The organism is Clostridioides sp. LIBA-2809 (genome assembly GCF_056688965.1).
This window is the reverse complement of record NZ_CP197004.1, coordinates 406,553-429,446: the sequence shown is the minus strand read 5'-3', so window position 1 is coordinate 429,446 and position 22,894 is coordinate 406,553. Positions and strand designations below refer to the sequence as shown.

The 22,894-nt window shown below is 27.7% G+C and carries 16 protein-coding genes; 7 read left to right on the top strand and 9 right to left on the bottom strand.

Features of this window, described 5'->3' with window-relative positions; translation table 11 throughout:
* Nucleotides 1-17 precede the first annotated feature (17 nt).
* The 6 genes from ACTG44_RS02345 to ACTG44_RS02320 form a co-directional block, all read right to left on the bottom strand.
* Nucleotides 18-1,175, bottom strand: coding sequence for a class I SAM-dependent methyltransferase (locus ACTG44_RS02345; protein WP_479921197.1), 1,158 nt, complete (start codon nucleotides 1,173-1,175; stop codon nucleotides 18-20).
* A 36-nt stretch (nucleotides 1,176-1,211) separates the two neighbouring features.
* Nucleotides 1,212-2,153: a hypothetical protein gene (locus tag ACTG44_RS02340; RefSeq protein ID WP_479921196.1), complete on the bottom strand. Its 942-nt coding sequence runs from the start codon at nucleotides 2,151-2,153 to the stop codon at nucleotides 1,212-1,214.
* Between the two features lie 86 nt (nucleotides 2,154-2,239).
* Nucleotides 2,240-2,932 carry a metallophosphoesterase gene (locus tag ACTG44_RS02335; protein ID WP_021382970.1) on the bottom strand — a complete coding sequence of 231 codons (693 nt, stop codon included), beginning with the start codon at nucleotides 2,930-2,932 and terminating at the stop codon, nucleotides 2,240-2,242.
* A gap of 109 nt (nucleotides 2,933-3,041) precedes the next feature.
* Nucleotides 3,042-3,854: a GTP pyrophosphokinase gene (locus ACTG44_RS02330; protein WP_021382941.1), complete on the bottom strand. Its 813-nt coding sequence runs from the start codon at nucleotides 3,852-3,854 to the stop codon at nucleotides 3,042-3,044.
* Between the two features lie 50 nt (nucleotides 3,855-3,904).
* On the bottom strand, nucleotides 3,905-4,816 hold the full coding sequence (locus ACTG44_RS02325) for an MBL fold metallo-hydrolase (RefSeq protein WP_479918009.1): 912 nt from the start codon (nucleotides 4,814-4,816) through the stop codon (nucleotides 3,905-3,907).
* A gap of 44 nt (nucleotides 4,817-4,860) precedes the next feature.
* Nucleotides 4,861-5,610 (bottom strand): YkgJ family cysteine cluster protein, encoded by a 750-nt coding sequence (locus ACTG44_RS02320; RefSeq protein WP_479921195.1) that lies wholly within the window; start codon nucleotides 5,608-5,610, stop codon nucleotides 4,861-4,863.
* Nucleotides 5,611-5,698: 88 nt separating this feature from the next.
* Between ACTG44_RS02320 and ACTG44_RS02315 the strand changes: the two genes are divergently transcribed.
* From ACTG44_RS02315 to ACTG44_RS02305, 3 genes are all read left to right on the top strand, one after another.
* Nucleotides 5,699-5,950, top strand: coding sequence for a hypothetical protein (locus ACTG44_RS02315; RefSeq protein ID WP_021382967.1), 252 nt, complete (start codon nucleotides 5,699-5,701; stop codon nucleotides 5,948-5,950).
* 225 nt (nucleotides 5,951-6,175) lie between these two features.
* Complete coding sequence (locus tag ACTG44_RS02310) at nucleotides 6,176-6,595, top strand: hypothetical protein (RefSeq protein WP_021382997.1); 420 nt, start codon at nucleotides 6,176-6,178, stop codon at nucleotides 6,593-6,595.
* Between the two features lie 24 nt (nucleotides 6,596-6,619).
* Nucleotides 6,620-11,677: a DUF5724 domain-containing protein gene (locus ACTG44_RS02305; RefSeq protein WP_479921194.1), complete on the top strand. Its 5,058-nt coding sequence runs from the start codon at nucleotides 6,620-6,622 to the stop codon at nucleotides 11,675-11,677.
* A gap of 162 nt (nucleotides 11,678-11,839) precedes the next feature.
* On the opposite strand, the gene ACTG44_RS02300 is transcribed toward ACTG44_RS02305, so the two are convergent.
* Both ACTG44_RS02300 and ACTG44_RS02295 read right to left on the bottom strand, forming a co-directional pair.
* Nucleotides 11,840-12,577 carry a LytR/AlgR family response regulator transcription factor gene (locus ACTG44_RS02300; protein WP_021382999.1) on the bottom strand — a complete coding sequence of 246 codons (738 nt, stop codon included), beginning with the start codon at nucleotides 12,575-12,577 and terminating at the stop codon, nucleotides 11,840-11,842.
* A gap of 18 nt (nucleotides 12,578-12,595) precedes the next feature.
* Entirely contained in the window at nucleotides 12,596-13,531 is a 936-nt protein-coding gene (locus tag ACTG44_RS02295) for a sensor histidine kinase (protein ID WP_021382989.1), read from the bottom strand.
* 207 nt (nucleotides 13,532-13,738) lie between these two features.
* On the opposite strand from ACTG44_RS02295, the gene ACTG44_RS02290 reads away from it, so the two are divergent.
* Genes ACTG44_RS02290 through ACTG44_RS02280 form a run of 3 tightly spaced genes read left to right on the top strand, consistent with a single transcriptional unit; the run spans nucleotide 13,739 to nucleotide 17,370 of the window.
* Nucleotides 13,739-16,315, top strand: a complete 2,577-nt coding sequence (locus ACTG44_RS02290) for an ABC transporter permease (protein WP_021382904.1) — start codon at nucleotides 13,739-13,741, stop codon at nucleotides 16,313-16,315.
* An 11-nt stretch (nucleotides 16,316-16,326) separates the two neighbouring features.
* Complete coding sequence (locus ACTG44_RS02285; RefSeq protein WP_021382936.1) at nucleotides 16,327-16,989, top strand: ABC transporter ATP-binding protein; 663 nt, start codon at nucleotides 16,327-16,329, stop codon at nucleotides 16,987-16,989.
* A gap of 39 nt (nucleotides 16,990-17,028) precedes the next feature.
* Nucleotides 17,029-17,370: a hypothetical protein gene (locus ACTG44_RS02280; protein ID WP_021382906.1), complete on the top strand. Its 342-nt coding sequence runs from the start codon at nucleotides 17,029-17,031 to the stop codon at nucleotides 17,368-17,370.
* Between the two features lie 360 nt (nucleotides 17,371-17,730).
* Here the strand turns inward: ACTG44_RS02280 and adhE are convergent, their stop codons facing one another.
* Entirely contained in the window at nucleotides 17,731-20,373 is a 2,643-nt protein-coding gene (gene adhE, locus ACTG44_RS02275) for a bifunctional acetaldehyde-CoA/alcohol dehydrogenase (RefSeq protein ID WP_479918005.1), read from the bottom strand.
* Between the two features lie 877 nt (nucleotides 20,374-21,250).
* Here adhE and ACTG44_RS02270 point away from each other — a divergent pair.
* Nucleotides 21,251-22,849 carry a putative manganese-dependent inorganic diphosphatase gene (locus ACTG44_RS02270; RefSeq protein ID WP_021382899.1) on the top strand — a complete coding sequence of 533 codons (1,599 nt, stop codon included), beginning with the start codon at nucleotides 21,251-21,253 and terminating at the stop codon, nucleotides 22,847-22,849.
* The last annotated feature ends 45 nt before the right edge of the window (nucleotides 22,850-22,894 follow it).

Below are 22,894 nucleotides of genomic sequence, written 5' to 3'. Positions count from 1 at the left end.
AAATTTTACATTTTTAACTAATATATAAGTTTTTCTAAGGTTGGTTCAACTCCAAATTGTGCTTTCAGTTCTCTATATTCTTTTAATGCTTTGTCATTATTTGTTTTAGTTTTTATTGCTCTTATCATTAAATTTTTTGGTGTGTCAAGTGGAGATATGTATTCTACTACAGAAGTATCATATCCATTGCCTTCTAATAACAAGGTTCTTAGGCCATCAGTTATTAAATCTGCAAATCTAGCTTTAAATACTCCATGTTTTAATATTGGTTCCATAGCTTCATATTTATATTGCCCTAATAACTCCTTATGGCAACATGGTACTACTACTATAGCTTCAGATTTTGCTCTAATCCCTAGACCTATTGCCATATCTGTTGCTGTATCACAAGCATGTAAACTTATCACAAGGTCAACATCTCTATTTGGTGTATAATTAGTTAGGTCCTCTTTTATAAACGACATATTTTTATATCCTAAGTTTTTAGCCATATTTCTTGATGCTTCTATAACTACATCTGAATAATCTATCCCTATAAAATAACAGTTTTTCTTTAACACTTCTTTTATATAAAAGTTTAAAACAAAACTTAGATAAGATTTACCACAGGCACAATCAAGGATTGTTATACAGTCTTTATCCTGTATTTCCTTTAGAATACTATCTATCAATTCCACAAAATGGTCTATCTGATTGTATTTTCTTATTTTATCATTTTTTATCTTACCATCTTTTGTAAGTACTCCAATTTCTTTTAGAAGTGCATTTGCCTGTCCTACTTTTACATAATAATCTCTGTTTTTTATTTGAGATGCTGTAAACTCATCTACTTTAGGTACTTCTTCTATATTGTCTAGATACTTTACATTTACCTTCTTATTATCGCCTTCAATTACAACAATAGTTCCTCTCTCAATATATTTAAATACTAAGCTATCATAGTTTTCTGCTTCTTTAGAAATATTCTTAAGCAATTCATTAAATGTATATAAATCTGATTTTCCTTTAAAATTAAATTTATACTTATTATCTTCTTCTATTGCCATTCCTTTAAATTCTTTTCTTCCAGATTTAAAAATCACTTCTAACTCAATAAAAAAATCCCTATTATCAAGGTTTCTTTGAGTAATCCCCATAAAAAACATGTTTAGTTTTCCAATACTCTGCTTATTCATCTTAATCTCCCTTTTAACTTATATCCTTAATTCTTATTAATTAATATTATTTATTTCTGCTCCATCTATTTCTTCTTTTAAATCATTTAATCTATTTTTAAAACTTTCTATCTGCTTATCTGACAAATCAAGGTACTCAGTTATCTTCCCTATATATTTAGGGCTTTTAGTATTTATTAACTTTAAAGCACTTTCCATAGATTTTTGTCTAAGTTCATATGCTTTCTTTACATCATCTCTAGCATTGCTCAATGTTTCTGTATACTCTTCCTTAGAAAGTTCTGGAATCTGCATATTTTTATACTCTTTTACAACTTCTTTACACTTATCTCTAGCATTTGTAACGTCTTTTTTTATACTAGACAATTTAGTTATATTTTTTGCTATATCCTTAGTATAAGGTATACATTCTCTCATTGGAACTAAAGCTACTCTTTCTATATTATAAATTTCTTTCTTAAAAATTCCTATACTTTCTATATCTATTTTTTTTATATCTTCACTATTTTTTTCTTTACTTGTTTGATTACTATTTTCTTTTGTTGCGCTTTCTTGTTCTTCTGATTTATCATTTACTGAAACATTATTCTCTGAATCACTATCTTCTTCTACATCCTTATTTTCTTCTTTATTACTTTCTTTATTTTGTACATTTTCATCTTGCTTACTATTTAAGTCTTTATTATTTGATGCCTCTTCATTCTTTTCCTTGTTCTGTTTTAAATCAGTACTTTCTTTTTCATTAAAGTTTGATACATACTTTTCATCATATGTCTCATCAGAAATATAATTGTGATAATACATAGATTCTTTTATCTTATTAAGTCCACTCATATAAATATTACTTATCATTATTGTTGTAGCTAATACCACATAAATACTACTGTAGATACAAGACCTCTTAAAATTCTTGTAATTTCTGAATATCACTACTAAAGGAATAAGATATAAAAATATAAAAACTAATATCCACCTCATAAGTCGTGTCTCCTTTCTCAAAACCGAAATCCCTCAAATATTTATTTTTAATCATGTATCTTATAGTATTTACCAATTTATGTTTTTTAATCGTTAACTTTTATTAAATTAAATTCTGTATAGTCGCAGGATGCTAATATATATTCTACTCCATTTCGAACTCCCTTTAATCCCATTTTAAAAGATTCTTTACCATGTAAATGACCATAAATCACTTTCTCTACGTTATATTCTTCAAATAACTTTGTAAATAGAGATTCTTCTAGTTTATCATTTGTAGGAGGATAATGAGTAATCACAATTATTTTTGAGTGACCTCTTTTACGAGCAGACTCTAATGATAATCTCAGTCTATTTTCTTCCCTTTTATAAACTTTCTCATCAGTCTCATCAAATTTAACATCATTAGGGCATATCCAACCCCTACCTCCACAAATTGCATAGTCTTTATATTCATAAAAATTTGTCTGAATGAAACTCATATTTTCATATAATTTATTTAAACTTGTAACGGTTGTCCACCAATAATCATGGTTTCCCTTTATAAGTATTTTCTGTCCTGGAAGTTCGCTTATTATATCTAAGTCTTTTTTAGCTTCTGATAAATTAATTCCCCAAGATGTATCTCCTAATACTAAAACTAAATCTTCTTCCTTTACAACCTCTTTCCAATTATCTATAATCTTCTTTTCATGACCATCCCAATTACTTCCAAAGATATTCATTGGCTTATTGACTGATGTTGAAAAATGTAAATCTCCTATAGCATATAAACTCATAATATCATTCCTTTCTTGATTACACTAAATAGGCTGTCTCTTTTTAGAAATTATTTTCCATTAAGAGGCAGCCCCATTAATATTTAGCAAATTTTATATAAGTAGCTTTTTATTGAACTACTTTATCATCTACCTTGGTATTTTTATATTGCTCTAATAATATATCTATTTCTTGTTTTAATTCCAAAATTTCGGTTATATTTTTATCAGTTTCAGTTCTATCCAGTTTTCTTTGATACTGCATAGCTTTATGTGTATCACCCAAGTCGTATAACTCTTGTATTCTATTTAGAGTGTCTCTAATAGCTATAGACTTCATTTGATACATAGCCTGAGCTTTCATTATATCCTCTCTTATTTCGCTCATTTCTTGGTCTAAAAGAAACGCAGCATCAGATGCCCTTCTAAGTCTTTCGGCAAGAGTCTCAGGTATGTAATGGTCATATTTATATTTTAATGAATGTTCTATTGTAGCCCAGAAATTCATTGCAAGAGTTCTTATTTGTATTTCACATATGATTTCCTTTGAACCCGCAATTGAGTTTATAGGGTATTTTATTATAACATGAAAGCTTCTATAACCACTATCTTTGTAATTTGTAATATAATCTTTTTCTCCTATTATAGTCATATCATTTCTTACTTTTATCAAATCAACTATAGCATATATATCTTCAACAAACTGGCACATTATTCTTATACCAGCAATATCATCAATTTCAGTTTCTATATCTTTTGCATTTATCCTTTTTAATTTAGATATTATGGAAGATATTTTTTTTGTTCTACCTGTGACAAACTCTATGGGAGAATATTCACCTTTTGCTAAATATTCTTTTCTTATATTTTTAAATTTTATTTTCAATTCTTCTACTGCATGTTCATAAGGTGCTAGTATCTCATTCCATTTTTCGTATTCCATATTGCTCACCCTTTATTTGTTTTTTATGACCTTCTTTATTTTATCATAATTTATTTTGTTTTTGTATAGTAAAGCAATTCCCCATTCTCCAATATATATCCTATTTCTTCTAAATCCACTAAGTAACTTATAACAGATACTAACGAAGATTTAAAAAAATGATACTCTTTATAATTATTGCTTAAATTATTGTTATTTATAATGTTTTTTAATAAAATTTCTAAAGATTTTGGCTCTTCAAGTAACTTTCTTATTTGACATAGATATTTTTGTAGTGCATTTAAATGTTTTTCGATTAATTTATAGGAATCTTCTTTTGATATTACTTGCTTACCATGCCCTAAAACTAAGTACTCAAAATCTATATCCTTTAATTTCTCTAATGAATTTATTTGTTCTTGTATATCATATAGAAACAAGAAATCATATTTTGATAGAATTTCATCTCCTATTAATAAATCTCCAACAAAAATCACCTTATCTTTTGTCAAAACGGCTATACTGCCAGGTGTGTGACCTTGGAACTCAATTATTTCAAACATTTCATTGTTTAATTCAAGCTTACCAGCTTCTATATATTTATCTATTTTTATATCATCCAGCATTTTACTTTTTAAAATATTATCCATAAATATATTGCTCTTTCCCCCGACAATATACTTTGAAAATAGTTCTGGATTTTCTATATATAATTTATCGTATTTAGATGACATTATGCACACATCTTTATAATACTCTTTAAATTGATTACATGCTCCATAATGGTCATCATGACCATGAGTATTTATAATATATTTAACATGTATTTTATTTTCATCTAAAACTTTATTTACTCTCCTAGGCCTTGAGCCACATAATCCTGGGTCTATCATAAGTGCTGTGTTATCTTCAAATACATATATTCCTGTGTTTGTGCCACCTTTTATAAAAAAGGTATTTCCTTTTACTTTTGTAAGATTCACCTTCTTCACCTCATTTTGACAATATTTATGCTACAATTAATTTATTACTTACTAGTATGAGAATCTACAAGAATAATCCTTTTTATTCTATCAATAGTTCTTCTTCTTATTTTGGACTCTTTAGATATCCTTATTTTTACATTATACGATAAGTCTCTATAAAGTAATGACTCCATAAAATATTCAACTATACCTCTATCTCTAAAATCTATATCTATAAGCCCATTAGAATAAATTTTTGAATCTAATATCATAAGTTTGTCAGAAAAACTTAATCTCTCAGATTTATTTAAATAAGCTTTATTTGGTATAAAGCTGTCACAATAATCTATTCTATAATTTACTACTTTATCATTTATTTCAAACCCATACTGTTTCTTCATCAATACTTTATATTCGTTATTTTTCTTAGTAACATTAGCTAAATTTTTATTATAGTCTTCTCTTTTCCAATGTCCAAAAAATCTACAGTTTAATGGTCTAACTTCATATATTAAGCATTTGTTTTTATTATCTTTAAATGGACATGGATTCTTTCTCGTATACTCTTCAAAGTAGTAATCTAATATCTTGCTTGTACAGCTTTCTTTTAAATCCACTCTATCTTCAAGATAACAAAATATATTCAAAAACTCAATTAAATTTATACCTACTGATTCCATACAACAATTTCCACATCCAGAGCAATTTCCTGTTGGTAAGGATTTATATACATCATTTAGTTCATCAAAGAGCTTGTTTTTAATGGAATAATCTATACAATTTAAAATATCTTTATTTTTTATACTAGTCATTATTAATACTCCTTGTTATAATTATTAAGTTAATACAAACAATTATTATAACATATTTTTAAAATTTAATCGCATGAGGAGGCATTTTATGAATAGATATACAAAAATAATCAATATGATGGGAAGTTATTACACAAAAGACTTCGAGAAAGAAAAAAAGAATGTAATAAAGGTTAGAGAAGTTAAAGAAGATACTGTTAAAAAATTTTTCTTACAAGGTGACTGTGAAGTTCTTGTAGTATTTGAAGATACTGGGAAAGAAATACTTATTGATGACTTTTCTCCTGAAGAAGAAATCAAAAAATATTTAGGACCAAAATTCGTAAATAAAAAAAGATAGCTATCAAAAGTAATTCTAAAATTAAAATTTAATAAATGTATAGTTATAATTTTATATACTCATAGTTAAAAGTTATCTTTTATTGCTTTTTTAGACTTTAAGATAGCTTTTTTTCTATTTTTTGTAAAATAATCTCATAATTCACATTAATAATTCACAAAATGATATAATATAACAAATAGATAAATTTTTAAATATATAATTAATGTTTTGCGAGGTGATTTTATGCAAATTTATTTTAGAGTTAAAGCCGTTGGCAAACGCAAACCTATGCTAGAACTTACCCCTTTTGATTTATCTGACAACATCAATTGCCTAAAAGAGGCTATCTCTGAAATTGTATCTAAAAATGTTCTTGAATATAATGAGAAAATCCCAGAAAAATCAATAATAAACTTCTTAACTAATGAAGAAATTGAATCTCAAGCTGATATTGGAAAGGTTGGATTTGGTTCTATTTATAATGAAAATAAACAATCTGTAGAAAAAGCAATAGAAGTTGCATTACAATCATTTGAAGATGGAATCTACAAAGTGCTTATAAATGAAGATGTTATTGAAGAACTTGATTCCCCTATAAATCTAAAAGATGGAGATATATTTACCTTTATAAGACTTACCTTACTTGCTGGAAGAATGTTTTAAAATAAATAATTTGGAGGTACATAAATGTTGGAACGTACTAGAGTAGAAAAAAATCCTAAAATAATTGAAAATTTTAAAAATAATTTCACTAAATCTTCTTCAAAAAAGTACTATGACTTAGCAAAATCTCTTTGGGATTGTATGGAAAACAGCTCATACTATTATAGAGAACCTGAAGATAAATTCTTAAATATGATAAATAAATACTACAATTGCTATTACTATGAGATTAAAAATATTGATGAACTCCTTTCTGGACCTTTAAAGAATGCATTGGAATTAATATTTACTTCTGAGCAAGTAGAAGAACTTTGTCAGTTAATTAAAAGAAAGATGGATTATACATATTCAGGAGGCTATTATCGCAAGGGTTATCGTTCAAATAAACTTGTAGATTATTTTAGAAGTATAATCAGATTTATTTCAAACTATGTCGATTTAATTTATTATGATTTCTCAGTTATAGATTATCTTACCCTTCCAAATAAGGTCTTATACTATGACTCTGTAATGAGTGATAAAATAGCACTAGAAATAGATAACGGAAATCAAGAAATAATCAGTGCCTTGGAAGAAGTAATATTTGGAGAAAATCAAACTGCCCTACTTACAAGACAAATGATAATTGGTATTATGAAAAGCCATAGTGAGAAATGCTATGAAATGCTTTCTAAACTTCTTTTGGCAGCTAAGCAACAAGAAGGTCTTAGACAACAAATTGTAGAGAGTTTAGATGAAGGTACAATTTCTGCATCAATATACATGTTAAAAACTATCTTGGACAATAATTTAGAGAGATTTAGTTCTGTTATAAGAGCTTTGGATACGTGGACAGGACTTGGTTTTTCAGACCAAAAACCTGGAATAATACGTAAGTGCTTAGAACTTTCATATAAATCATTGACTGATGAAAAATTCCGTACAGAATCAGTTAATAGTGATGATAATCTCGAAATTTATTTTGCTTTATGGGCTACTGCAACTTACAATATATATGACTCTTACTCTCTTATTGAAGATTTACTTTCTTGTCAGGAAAAATATAAAAAACTTGTAGGTCTTTACTTCCTATCACATACAGAAAGTACATATTTCAAACACTCGATAGCATCTAAAAATATCAAGGGAGATGATTTAGAGATTCTAGCATGGGTAATTAGAAATTTCTATGTAGAAAGCTCTGTTGGCTACTACTATAATTGGCAAAATAAAGAAACTGACTTTGACCTATCAAACACTCCAATTGATAAAGACTTTAATGCTAGAAAAGAACAATTTGAAAATTTAAAACATACTTTAGAAATTTTAAATTCAAAGACTAAATCCTTTTTAGGAAGTGTATTTCCATGGACTTGGATTGAAATTTCTTCTCACGATATACTTAAGTGTATGATGACACTAACAGCGTACGATATGAATGAACAGTTTATAGAGGTTCTTATGGAAAATTGTCACCTTATGAGCTCAGACTTAAGAGCTTCACTTATAGTTAATTTTATAAATGAACCAAAAACGAATAGACAACGTGAGTTCTTACTAGAATGTTTAAGTGATAAGAGTGTTTCCAATAGAGAAACTGTACTTAGCCTACTTAGAAAACTTGAACTAACAGACATAGAACTAGACAAAATAACCAATCTACTTTCTTTAAAGACAAGCTCTATTAGACAAACAATAATAAAAATTTTACTTGAACAAGATGATTCAAAATTAGAGAATATTACTTCCTCACTTATAAAATCTTCAAACTCACAAAAATGCCTGGGAGGTCTTGAAATTGTAAACTTATTAAAAGACAATTCTGGTAGACAAGAATTATATGATAAGCTTATTTTACTGATAGAAGATATTGATAAATCTAAAAAAAATACATCTCAAGTTCAAATATTAATTGATAATTTATTAGGGAAAGCAAAAAATGATTATTGTAAAGAAAATGGTTTTGGAATATACAGCCCTAAAAACAAGGTTCAAATTCCTGAGCAATTTGGTTTTAAAGATGATTCTTCTACTACATCAAAACTTAATAAAATTATTTCAAATATAAGTTTATCTTCAAGTGAAGAATCTGTTTCTATATCAACAAAAAAAGAAGCTAAAAAAATTCTTGATACGGACATAAATAAAATAATACAAGTTTATGAAAAATTTGATGAACTTATTACTGAAAATGCAGATTATGAATATGAAGTTGAAAGATGGTCAGGAAATGTGGAAAAAGTGCTTTTAGGTTACTCTACTTATAATCTGACTCCTATTAAATATAAGACTTCTAATGATACTCTTGATAATTATCCATTGGCAGGACTTTGGAGGGAAATTAGTAAAAAACTCGATTTAGACTACAAATTAATACTTGATATTTTATTTTATAATATAAGTACATGCGGATATAATGAAATAGAAAAAAGTTGGTTTTCGTCTATCTATTCAAATGTTCTTGACTATAAAAAACAAAAGAAAATATCTACAAGACTTCAGAAATTAAAATTCGATGCACTTACAAGAAGACTTCTAAGAGTTTTACTAAATGAGTTTGACCATAAAGAGATATTTGACTATTGTTTAGAAATATATTATAAACTAAGAAATTTATTAACTACAGAACAATGTAAAAAACAAAGAGTTGAATTTACTAAAAATTATTATAGACAAAATGAATACTGCCCTGCTTTAGATGCCCCTATTTTAAATTATTGGCTTGATAAAGCACATTCATTTATTTATGATGATATTTCTTTTACTAAGTTTTTCTATACTACATTTTCAAATTATCAGTTATTAGAATATAAATTTCCTTTTTATACTAGCATAGGTGTATTTGCTCGTGCTCATGAATTAGGATTAATGACTGAAGAACAAGTTAATAGAGAAATTATAAGTGGATACAATTCATCAAATATAATAAGAACACTAACAAATCCTAGATGGGCTGGAGACACATTAGAAAAGTATCCTTGGCTTAAAAACAATTTAAAAACTGTTACAAATAGAGTTATAGAAATTGAATCACGTAGAGGTGATATGCCAACAGAAGTTTCTCATCTAGCTAATAACATACAATATTTTGAAGGTATAAATTATTTTGTCAATCTGTTAGTTGCTCTTGGTAAAGAAACTTTCCAGAGAGGATATTCATATGGTAGCAATTATTCAAAAAAAGACGTTTTAAGTTCTCTTCTTAAAAATTGTTATCCTACTAAAGAAGATGACTCAAAAGAATTAAAAAAATTGCTTAAAGGCACTGACATTACTGAATTAAGACTGATAGAAGCTGCTATGTACGCTCCTCAATGGGTTAATATAATTGAAAAGTATTTAAACTGGAAGGGTCTAAAGAGTACAATTTGGTACTTCCATGCACATATAAATGAAGGATTCTCTGCACAAAAAGAATCAGAAGTTGCTCTATTCTCTCCTATTTCACCACGTAGTTTCATTGATGGCGCATTTGATGTAGATTGGTTTTTAGATTCATATAAGACTATTGGTGAAGAGAGATTCAATATACTTTACAAATCAGCTAAGTATATAACTAGTGGTGGTAACTCTCATAGACGTGCACAACTTTATGCTGATGCTACACTTGGTAAACTTGATAAGGAGATGTTAATGAAAGAAATTGAAACAAATAGGAATCAAGACAAATTGAGAAGTTTTTCTTTACTTCCTATGAAAAAAGGAGACCTTAAAGAAGCAACTTTCCGTTATGAATTTATTCAAAAATTTGCTAAAGAAAGTAAACAATTTGGAGCACAACGTCGTGAAAGTGAATCAAAGGCTTGTACAATAGCACTAGAAAATCTAGCTAGAAGTGCTGGATTTGGAGATGTCAATCGTATGATGTGGGCTCTTGAAACTGAAAAACTAAATGAAGTTGCTCATTTATTTAAGCCAAAAGATATTGATGGAACTTCAATTTGGATAGATGTTGATGAAAATGGTAAAGCATCTACTAAAGTTCAAAAAGGTAATAAATCTTTAAAAAGTATACCAAAATCCATTGCCAAACATCCATATGTACTTGAACTTAAATCTGTTCAAAAAGATTTAAAGAGTCAGTATTCTCGTGCAAAACAGAGTTTAGAGCAAGCTATGAAAAATGAAATAATATTTACAGTTAAAGAAATCTCCAATATTTATAAAAATCCAGTTATCTGCCCTTTGATTAAGAATCTAGTGTGGGTGTGTGATGATAATATTGGATATGTTTATAATGATAAATCTAAGTTTTTTATTTGCAATATAGAGGACGAAACTTATAAATTAACAGCAAAAAATAAATTAAAACTTGCACATCCGGTTCATCTTTTTGAGTCTGGTAAATGGAGTGAATTCCAACATGACTTATTTAATAAGCAAATTGTTCAGCCATTTAAGCAAGTATTCCGTGAGTATTATAGAATAAATAGTGATGAATTATCTGAAAAAACTATATCTCGCAGATATGCTGGGCACCAAATCCAGCCAAAGAAAACTGTAGCACTTCTTAGAAATCAGCTTTGGACTGTTGATTATGAAGAAGGTTTACAAAAAGTATTTTATAAAGAAAATATAGTAGCAAAAATGTTTGCACTTGCTGATTGGTTTTCGCCAGCAGACATTGAGCCTCCTACTATTGAAACAGTAGAATTCTTTGATAGAAAAACTTATAAAAGCTTAGAATTGTCTTCAATACCTCCAATTTTATTTTCAGAAGTTATGCGTGATATAGACCTCGTTGTAAGTGTCGCTCATGCTGGTGGTGTTGACCCTGAAACAAGCCACTCTACTGTAGAGATGCGTATAGCAATTGCTAAAGAATTACTATTATTGTTAAAGATTAAGAGTGTAAATTTTGAAGGTTCTCACGCTCTTATAGCAGGTAATTTAGGTGAGTATTCTGTACATATGGGTTCTGGTGTTGTACATAAAAAAGGAATGGGAGCTTTAAATATACTTCCTGTACATTCTCAAAGTAGAGGTAAGATATTCCTTCCTTTCGCTGATGAAGACCCTAAGACTGCTGAGATTATGTCTAAAATCTTATTACTTGCTGAAGATAATAAGATTAAAGACCCTAGTATCTTAAGCAACTTATAAATATAAATGTTATCTCTAAAATATATTGGACTTTCTATCTTTCCTTGAAAGTCCAATATGTTTTTATATTATATTTTATATAAATTAATTTATAATTATAACGAATTTATATGATATCTTCATAATACATATTCTATAGGAATGAAAGTTTTTTTCTCTTCACTAGAACCTTTTAACCCTATAAAACCTATATAGAAAATCTTTTTCTAGTGATTTATTTAAGATAGCACTTTCTTGAAAATTTATAAATTTTATCTCTAGAGAAGACTTGTTTATAGGTATAACCTTATGTATAAGCCTTAAATTTACTATGTATTGTTTATGAGTCATAAAGAAATTAGGAGGTAGGCGTTTTTTTAAATCATCAAAGTTCTCATAAAATTTTATCGTATCTTCATCTCTAGTATATAAATTGATAGCTCTTGAATTTTTCTCAAACATGACTATATCATCAAAATTAATCATATGTATCTGTTTCCTTATTTTATATACAAAAAGAGTGTCTTCTATAAAATTATTTTTAGCAATTTTATGAGAGTTAATATGGTCTATTGCTATGTTAATTGAATCAAGAATTTTTTCTTTTTTAAATGGCTTAACTATAAAATCTATAGGATGTACTTTAAAACTCTCAAGGCTATAATCAGCAAAACCTGTTACAAATACTATATGTATATCTTTATCTATAGAAAGAATTTCTTTGGCAGAATCAATTCCATTTTTATATGGCATATCAATGTCAATAATCAATAAGTCTATTTTCTCACTTTTTATAAATTCAATTGCTTCTATACCATCTTTTACTTTCTTAACATAATCTACATATCCAGACTCTTTAACTATATTTGCTATATCATCTCTTACAATTTTATCATCATCACAAATCAAAACTTTTATCACAGACTTCTCTCCTCCTAACTAATAATATTTTGGTATTAAGATTACAAATTCAGTTAAAAAATCATCACTATTTACAAGTATACTATAGTCATACTTATCTAGTATATTTTTAACTAGATATAACCCAAAACCTCTATCTTGTCCTTCTTTAGTGCTAAACCCATCCAAAAATATACTTTCGGCATTAGGTATTTTAGGACCATTATTTTTTATGGCTATAATATACTGAAATTCATCTTCATATGCATGTAATCTTATATACTTCTTTTCCTTTTGTATAGCAGACAAAGTTTCTATTGCATTGTCTATTATATTTAATAGTACTGAACTCATATCGTTAGGTTCAATTTCTAAATTATCCATAAAATCTTGGATATATACATCAAAAGATATGTTCTTTTCAAGACATTCCTCATATTTTAAGGAAGCTATAGCATCTAAATAAGATACTTTCCCATATCTTGAATTTTTTGATTTGAAACTATTTGATATATTCATTATATATTCTTTGGCATCTTCAGCTAAGCCAGTATTTAATAAAGAATATACTACTTGTAAATGTTTTAAATAGTCATGTTTTTGACTTCTTAATTTCACGATTATATTGTCCTTATGATTTATTTTACTATCTAGTTTTTGTAACTTGTACTCTTGTTTATTGTTATTGTCTAGCAATCTTATAAATTTAAATCCTATATAAAGACTTAAAATAATTAAACTTAAAAAAAGTATAATATTTAATACTCCTTCAAGTAAAAAATTATATCCTAAACTTAATTGTATATACTCAATACCCTCCATGAATAAAATCCATACAAAACACGATACAAAAAATGTTAATATTCCTCTTTTTAATATGTCTAATTCTTTATAAAACCTGTACTTATTCATTATAAGATTGCTAAATATAAACAAAGTTAGTATTACTATAGGAAATACAAAATGGTTATCCATGATTCCCCTCCCCTCTACAATTTATATAGGGATTATATCATTTTAAAAAAATTATGTAAAAAGTCAAAATTTACATGTACATTAATTAAACTTGCAAAAACATATATAAATTTGTACAATTAAGTACTCAAAACTTGAAGATACTTACTTTGATATATATTTTAAATAAACATATAATTAAGTTAGCTAAGAAAGGAAGTGGTAAATATGAAAGATAATTTGAAAATAGTACTAAGATACATAAAAAGTTATAAAGCAAGATCTTTAGCAATTACTCTGAGTATAATTCTTGCTACATCACTCATTGTTGGTATTGGCACCCTCTCAAGAAGTGCTCAGCAAGCAGATGTAGATAGATTGAAAAGAGAGCTTGGAACTGACCATGCATACTTTAAAGATATAAAGAGAAATCAATTAGAATCCATAAAATCTGGTAAAGATATTAAAAACCTAGGTATAACATCTTATTATGCATCTACAGATGTTAATGAAAAATTACCTATAAACATACAATATGCAAATAAAAATTACTTGACTAATCAATCTAAACTTATAAAAGGTCACCTTCCAAAAGCTAGCAATGAGGTGGTAGTAGAAAAATGGGTTTTAAATAGTATGGGTCTAAAACCAGAAATAAATCAAAATCTTACTTTTAAATTATATCAAAAAGAAAAACCAGAGACTTTTAAAGTTGTAGGAATACTTGAAGATAGATTTATAGAGAAACAAAAGGGGAAATGTGAAATTTTTTTAAACCTACATGAATCAAAATTGAATAAGTTTACAGCTTCTATTGAATTTAATGAAGGCAGTGATATAAATACAAACATAGACAATATAGTAAAAAATGCTATGTTGGATGAGAAAAGCGTAGGAAGAAACTCAATGCTTATAGACGCTACTATGGAAAATGGTACTTTAGATAATTCAAGTAAATATGTTGCAATTGCTATGAGTATATTTTCTGGTATTGTAATCTATAGTATCTATGTTATATCAATATACCAAAGAGTACAAGAATATGGTATCTTAAGAGCTATTGGCTCCACTAACTTTAGGATTTTCAAACTTATGTTTTATGAACTTTTTATACTTGCTCTGATAGCAATGCCTCTAGGTATATGTACAGGTATGGGAGGTGCACAAATATTTAATAGGTCTGCAGGAAATATTCAATTTGAAGGAAATATAAATGTTACCCCTTTTGTTATTCCAGATAAAATAATCCTCTTATCAATTGCATGTATAATACTGACAATACTCATTATAAGTTTCTTTACATATTTAAAGATAAGAAGAATTTCTCCTATTGATGCTATAAGAAAAACTTTTGGAACTGATAAAAATATAATCAAAGTTAATTCTTTAATATCAAAATTGACTTTAAATATGTCAGTAACAAAATCTATATCTGCAAAAAACATCTTTAGAAATAAAAAGGGATTCCTTATAATTGTATTATCTATGAGTATAGGAGGTATAATTGTCATAAAAGACAATTATAAATATTCTTTTTTAGATGTCCAAAATAAAAACATCCAAGAGCAAGCATATATGAATGCAGATTTTATTCTATCAAACACTCATCTCAATGAAATTGGCGACAATACTTCTTTTAAAGATATAAGGGGTTTTAATGATAATCAGATAGATAAAATTAAAAATATAGATGGAATTGATAAAGTCAAAACTGCTAGCATCTTAAACACTAGAATAGAGGTAAATAAAATAAATAGATTAGATTACTACGAAACTATAAATTCAGCTCCTTATTATAAGAAAAATCCTCTATTCATCAAAAATAAGACTACTGGAAAATATACATTAAAGCAAAAACTAAAAGGTTATAATGATGAGATGATAAATTCATTAGAAGATTACTTAGTAAGTGGAAGTATAAACTTGAAAAAAATGAAAAAAGAAAACTTAGCTATAGTATATGTACCAGAAATTTCTGAAACACAGAAATACACAAAGACCTTTACTCCTGGTGAAGGAACACCAGCTATAGATATAAAGGTAGGTGATACTATAAAAGTTAAATATCCAAAGGCCGGAATGGATACAGGACTTTATGAAAGTCTAAAAGATAATTATGAATACTTAGAATATGAATTTAAAGTTGGAGCTATTATAAGTTATACTTTTGCAGATAATGGTATGTACTCTGGAGATGATGGTGTAGATGTAATAACGAGTAGCGAATATCTAAAAAAATTAACTGGTGTAGATAAGTATAACTTAGTTTATACAGACCTTAATAAAAATGCAAACAAGAAAAAAATAAATAAACTTCTAGGCAAAATTGGAAGTGAAGTTCCTGGAACTACAACAGTAGATATGATGGTAGAAAAAGAAAATTCTGATAAGATGACATCTAGATCCATGATTTATAGTTATGGCATAGTAGCAGTAATGTTCATAATTAGTGTACTTAACATAATAAATAACATAAGTTATAACTTAACTTCAAGAACTAGCGAATTTGGAATGTTGAGAGCTATTGGTATTTCTGAGAGAGGCTTTAAAAATATGATACTTTATGAAGGAATATTATATGGAACACTCTCAAGTGTAATTACCATTGTTGCAGGACTTATAATACAATTTAAAATGTATTATATGCAAGGCTTTGTATCATATGGATTAGATTTTTCAATAGATTACAAAATATATATCCTAATTGTTTTAGCAAACATAATTGTAGGTATTCTAGCTACATATATTCCATTAAGGAAAATAAATAAAATTAGTATAGTTGAAGCTATAAACATTACAGAATAGGAGGATTAATTATGCCTATATTAGAGATTCTTAACTTAGGTAAGATTTATGGAAAAAAGGAAACATCTGTACATGCACTAAAGGATGCAAATTTAAAAATAAATAAGGGTGAATTTGTTGCGATAATTGGCCCAAGTGGAAGTGGAAAAAGCACATTTCTACATTTAGTAGGAGGTCTTGAGAGACCAAGTAATGGAACTATAAAAGTAGATGGTAAAGATATATGTTGCCTTTCAGATAAAAGATTAGCAAAATATAGAAGACAAAAAGTAGGATTTGTATTTCAACAGTATAACTTAATTCCAGTATTAAATGTAAAAGAAAATATAGAATTACCACTAAAGTTAGACAATAAAAAAGTTGATGAAGAATACATCGAAGACCTTATAAATTTATTGGGTCTTAGTGAGAGAAAAAATCATCTTCCAAATCAATTATCTGGTGGTCAACAACAAAGAGTTGCTATTGCTCGTGCTTTATCTGCAAAACCAAGTATAATCCTAGCAGATGAACCAACAGGAAATTTGGATAGTAAAACTACAGAAGAAGTCATGGATTTACTAAAAAATTCTATAAAAAAATATAACCAAACTCTTATAGTAATAACACATAATGAAAATATTGCTAGAAAAGCAGATAGAATTATATCTATAATAGATGGAGAGCTTAGTTAAACTAATACTCTAAAACTACTTATAGAAAAGAGGATTTAAATGTTATTGGTTTTAGGTAATTTAAATTTAGACTTGGATTTTGACTATAGAATAATAAGAGAAGAAAACGATGACGTAGATGTATTTATAGATATTAATTATCGTAGCTTAGATATAGATACTGATGGTTCTAACTTATTTAATTCTAGAATCCAATTTCCCTTTGTAAGAGCATTGATTCTAAGGGTAAATAAGAACAATCAATGTATGACAATTCATTTATTAAGGGACATAGATTTATTTTCTGCTTTTGCTAACTTTGAAGTAGATTATACTGATTCTATAATAAATATAAAAAATCAAAGTGAGAAAGTTATTCTAAATAAATCTATCAAAAAATAGTAAGGGGGCCTTAATAGGCCCCAATTCTTTTTCTTTTCTAAACTTATTATATCATGATAAATAAATTAGTCAATAGAATTTTCTGAATATTTTTATAATTTTTTCATAAAGTTTTTTATATATTCTGCTTTAAAATTATATGTAATAAAAAATTTTTCCGACTAATTTTAAAGTTAATTGATTAAATACACATATTCAAAATCAATATGAATTTCCTAACTTTTTATCATTTCTATTTAAGATTTAAGTTATAATGTATTATTAACAACTATTTATATACGAATCTAATAAAACTCTATTTATGTTCAAATCTAATAATTTATATACAAGTCTAATAGAACATATATTGTACAATGAATATTATTTACCATAATAAACTTTTAGATATATCTCTTTTAATTCACTCATCAATGGGTATCTAGGATTAGCTCCTGTACATTGGTCATCAAAAGCTTGTTCAACCATAGCATCTAATCCTTCTAAGAATTTAGATTCCTCTACCCCAGCCTCTTTTATAGTCTTAGGAAGACCTACTCTTGCCTTTAAGTCATCTATTGCTTTTATAAGGTTATCTACTTTTTCTTGGTCTGTGTTTCCCTTAATTCCTGCAAAAGAAGCAAATTCAGCATATCTTTGTATACAATCAGGATATCTGTATTGTGAGAATGCACCCATCTTATTTGGAGCTTCTGCACAATTGAACTTGATTACTTCATTTATTAACAATGCATTTGCAACACCGTGTTGAACATGGTGGAATGCACCTAATTTATGTGCTAAAGAGTGGCATATTCCTAAGAAGGCATTTGCAAAAGACATACCTGCCATAGTAGATGCCATTGCCATTTTTTCTCTTGCTTCTTTATCATTCTTTCCATTTTTGTATGCACGAGGTAGATATTCAAATATTATCTTACCTGCTTGAAGTGCCAATCCATCAGCTGGTTCAGTTCTTAACATAGATACATATGCTTCTAGGGCATGTGTTAATGCATCAACACCTGATGCTGCTGTTAATCTTGGTGGCATTTCCATCATCATATCAGCATCAATTATAGCCATGTTTGGCATTAATTCATAATCTGCTAATGGATATTTTACACCTGAATCTTGGTCAGTTATAACTGCAAATGGAGTTACTTCTGAGCCAGTTCCTGCTGAAGTTGGGATAGCAGCAAAGTATGCTTTTTCACCCATCTTAGGGAATACGTATACTCTCTTTCTTATATCCATAAATCTCATAGCCAAATCTTGGAAGTCTACCTCTGGATGCTCATACATTACCCACATTATCTTACCAGCATCCATTGCACTACCTCCACCTACAGCTATTATTAAATCTGGTTGGAAATCAGCCATAGCTTTAGCTCCTTCTCTTGCACAAGCTAATGTTGGGTCTGGAGCAACATCAAAGAATGTAGTATGCTTAATTCCCATCTCATCTAATAAATCAGTTAGTTTCTTAGTGTATCCATTATTATAAAGGAAAGAGTCTGTTACTATAAAGGCTTTCTTTTTATCCATAACATCTTTAAATTCTCTTGCTGCTACACCTAAACATCCTTTTTTGAAATAAACTTTTTCTGGTGCTCTAAACCAAAGCATATTCTCTCTCCTTTCAGCTACTGTCTTGATATTAAGTAAATGCTTTACTCCTACGTTTTCAGATACTGAGTTTCCACCCCAAGAACCACAGCCAAGAGTAAGAGATGGTGCTAATTTAAAGTTATATAAGTCACCTATACCACCTTGTGATGATGGAGTATTAACTAGTACTCTACAAGTCTTCATTGCATTTACAAACTTTTCTACTCTATCTGGATGATTTATAGCGTCTGCATATAATGAAGATGTATGACCATATCCACCATCTGCAACTAATTTTTCAGCTTTAGCAACTGCATCTTCAAAACTTTTAGATTTATACATTGCAAGTACAGGAGAAAGTTTTTCATGTGCAAAAGGTTCATCTAATTCAACAGATTCTACTTCACCAATTATTATTCTAGCTGTTTTTGGAACTTCTACATCTGCCATTTTAGCTATAATATGAGCTGGTTGTCCAACTATTTTAGCATTTAATGAACCATCAATTATTACTACTTTTCCTACTTTTTCTGTTTCTTCTTTAGTTAAGAAATGTGCTCCACGATATTTAAATTCTTTTTTAACTTCTTCATATATTTTTTCTGGTACTATCACTGCTTGCTCAGAAGCACATATCATACCATTGTCAAATGATTTTGATACCAATATTGAACTTACAGCCATTTTTACATCTGCACTCTCATCTATTATTGCAGGTACATTTCCAGGTCCAACTCCAACAGCTGGCTTTCCTGAAGAATACGCAGACTTAACCATTCCAGGTCCACCAGTAGCCAATATAAGGTCTGCCTCTGCCATAACAACATTAGTAAGTTCGATTGAAGGTACATCTACCCAACCTATAAGTCCTTTTGGTGCACCCGCCTTGACTGCTGCATCATGTACAACTCTAGCAGCTTCTATAGTACAGTTTTTAGCTCTTGGATGAGGAGAGAAAATTATACCATTTCTAGTTTTTAGTGCTATTAGAGATTTAAATATTGCTGTTGATGTAGGATTAGTTGTTGGTATAACTGCTGATAAAACACCTACTGGTTCAGCAATCCTTGTAAAACCAAATGCTTCATCTTTTTCTATGACACCACAAGTTTTAGTATCTTTATAAGCATTATAGATATATTCTGACGCAAAATGATTTTTTATAACTTTATCTTCAACAATACCCATACCAGTCTCTTCTACTGCCATCTTTGCTAGAGGTATTCTTTGTTGATTTGCTGCAGTTGAAGCAGCTAAGAAAATTTTATCCACTTGCTCTTGTGTAAATGTTGCAAATTCTTTTTGTGCTAGTCTTATTTCTTCTAATCTTATTCTTAATGTCTCAACACTATTCACAATTTCAGGACTACATACTTCAACACTTGATTTTTCTACAACCTTTTCTTTTTTCTCCATACTAAAAACCTCCCTAAATAATTATGCATCTCCTATTTTTATAAATCTTAAATGCATCATCTATATTTTAACTTATACTTAAAATAATTTTATAGATTTCATCTCTATACTTTAGATTTTATTTACTTTGTGCTCCTAGGTCAAGAAGTTTTTTTCTGAATATTTTGTCAATTTATTTTTTAACAAATACATTATTTTTTTTACTTTTATTTAAATTTTTTATCTAAATGAGATATTTTTCATTTAAATAATTTACTTTGACTAAATAAAATACTAAAATGATAATTTATATCTTTCACTTTTTTTACTTATTAAATTTTATATGTTATTTATGTATTATTTGTATAAATATAAGATAAAATTTTTGTCGTATTTTCATAAAATAACGATTATTTTTGATTTATATGCAATTTTTCTTTCTACAACCTCTGTATAATTTTTTTAAAAATATAAACTGGAATTATTATAGTTTATATAAGTTATTTTTTAATCAATATAGCATAATTATGCTTTTCATATGTATAAATAAGTTTTATGTTAAATCCGTTAATTTTTTACTTATAATATATATACAAAAATTTTTATAGTATAAAATATTTATAAATTTTTAATTTATTATCATATTAATTAATTTTTTCGCAGGTATATTTAATCAATTTATTTCAAATAAAAGTAAATTTAATTGTGTATATGATTGGGTAAAAGTATAATATAATAATAATTTTTATATTAAATTCGCAGTATTTATGTAAGAAATAAAATTTTATATAATATTTTTTCACTAAATTTTTTTCTTTTTACAACAAATACTCACCACCTTTTGATATAATATTTTTATCAATTATTATTATATTCAAGTTTTGAAAGGAGTATTAAAATGAGTTTATTAGTTTTCGGACATAAAAATCCAGATACAGATTCAATATGTTCTGCAATTTCATTAGCACATTTAAAGAACAAACTAGGAATGAAAGCAACAGCTTATGCTTTAGGAGATATCAGAAAAGAAGCTAAATATGCCTTAGATTACTTTAAGGTAGATGCACCTGAAATCTTAGATAATGTTAGAATACAAGTTAGAGATTTAAATTATGATAAAGTAGTACCTTTAACTCCAACTTCATCTATATTAGAGGCTTATAATCTTATGGATGAAAAAAATGTTAAAACACTACCTGTAACTTATGATGATGGAACTTTTGCTGGTATCATTACTATGAAAGAAATAGCTAAAAACCTACTTCATCAACACTTTACAACTATACACACATCACTATCAAACATTTGTAAAAATCTTGATGGTACTATCCTTGTGAATTGCGGAGAGGATGTAAAAGGTAGAGTGGTTACTTTATCATTTGGTATGGAAACCCTAATAGAAACTTTAAAAGAGGGAGACATAGCTATCGTTGGTGACAGATATGATAGTATTGAATACGCCATTGATACAAAAGTTAAACTTTTAATACTTACTAATCATACAGAAATTTCAAAAGACTTGCTAGCTCTTGCTAAAATAAATGGAGTGTCTGTTGTTTCTGTTGAAAGTGACAACTACAAAACTTCTAATGTGATAAATCAGTGTAGTTTCTTGGACTCTATAGAAGCTACAGAAAATTTAATTACATTCAAAGAAGATGACTACATGGATGAAATAAAAGAGATTATGCTAGAGACAAACTTCAGATCTTATCCTATATTAGATGATGATAATAAGTTTTTAGGACTGATTTCAAAAGGTCATCTATTAAATCCAACTAAAAAGAATGTTGTTTTAGTTGACCATAATGAATATGCTCAAAGTGCTGATGGAATTGAACAGGCAAACATAGTTGAAATAGTTGACCATCATAAACTTGGTGGTATTTCTACTGATGTTCCTATGTCTTTTAGAGTTATGCCTGTTGGATGTAATAGTACTATAATTTATCAAATGTACAAAGAAAATAATGTTGAGATACCTTATGAAATAGCCGGACTTCTTTTATCTGCTATATTATCAGATACATTATTATTTAAATCTCCAACAACAACTGACATGGATAAAAGAGCTTGTGAAGAACTAAGTAAAATAGCAAAAATAGATATGGAAAAATATGCTATGGATATGTTTAAATGTGGTACTTCTCTAGATGAATATACTATAGAAGAAATAGTAAATATGGACTTTAAAGAGTTTAATATGAGTGGACACAGAGTTGGTATTGGACAAGTATTTACTTTAGACATAGACTCTATATTTGCTAAAAAAGATGACTTTTTATCTTATATAAATTCAACTGATTATGATAAATTGGTTCTTGCAGTTACAGATATAATCAAAGAAGGTTCTTATTTAATTTACAAAGCAGAAGATAGATTAATTGCTGATGCTTTTGGTGTTGAGGGTGTTCAAGGTACATTTGCACCAGGTGTTGTATCTAGAAAGAAACAATTAGTGCCTAATTTAACTACTGCAATTAAGAACTTTAAATAATATAAAATTTTTAAACAATAAAAAACTGTTTCAAATATATATTTG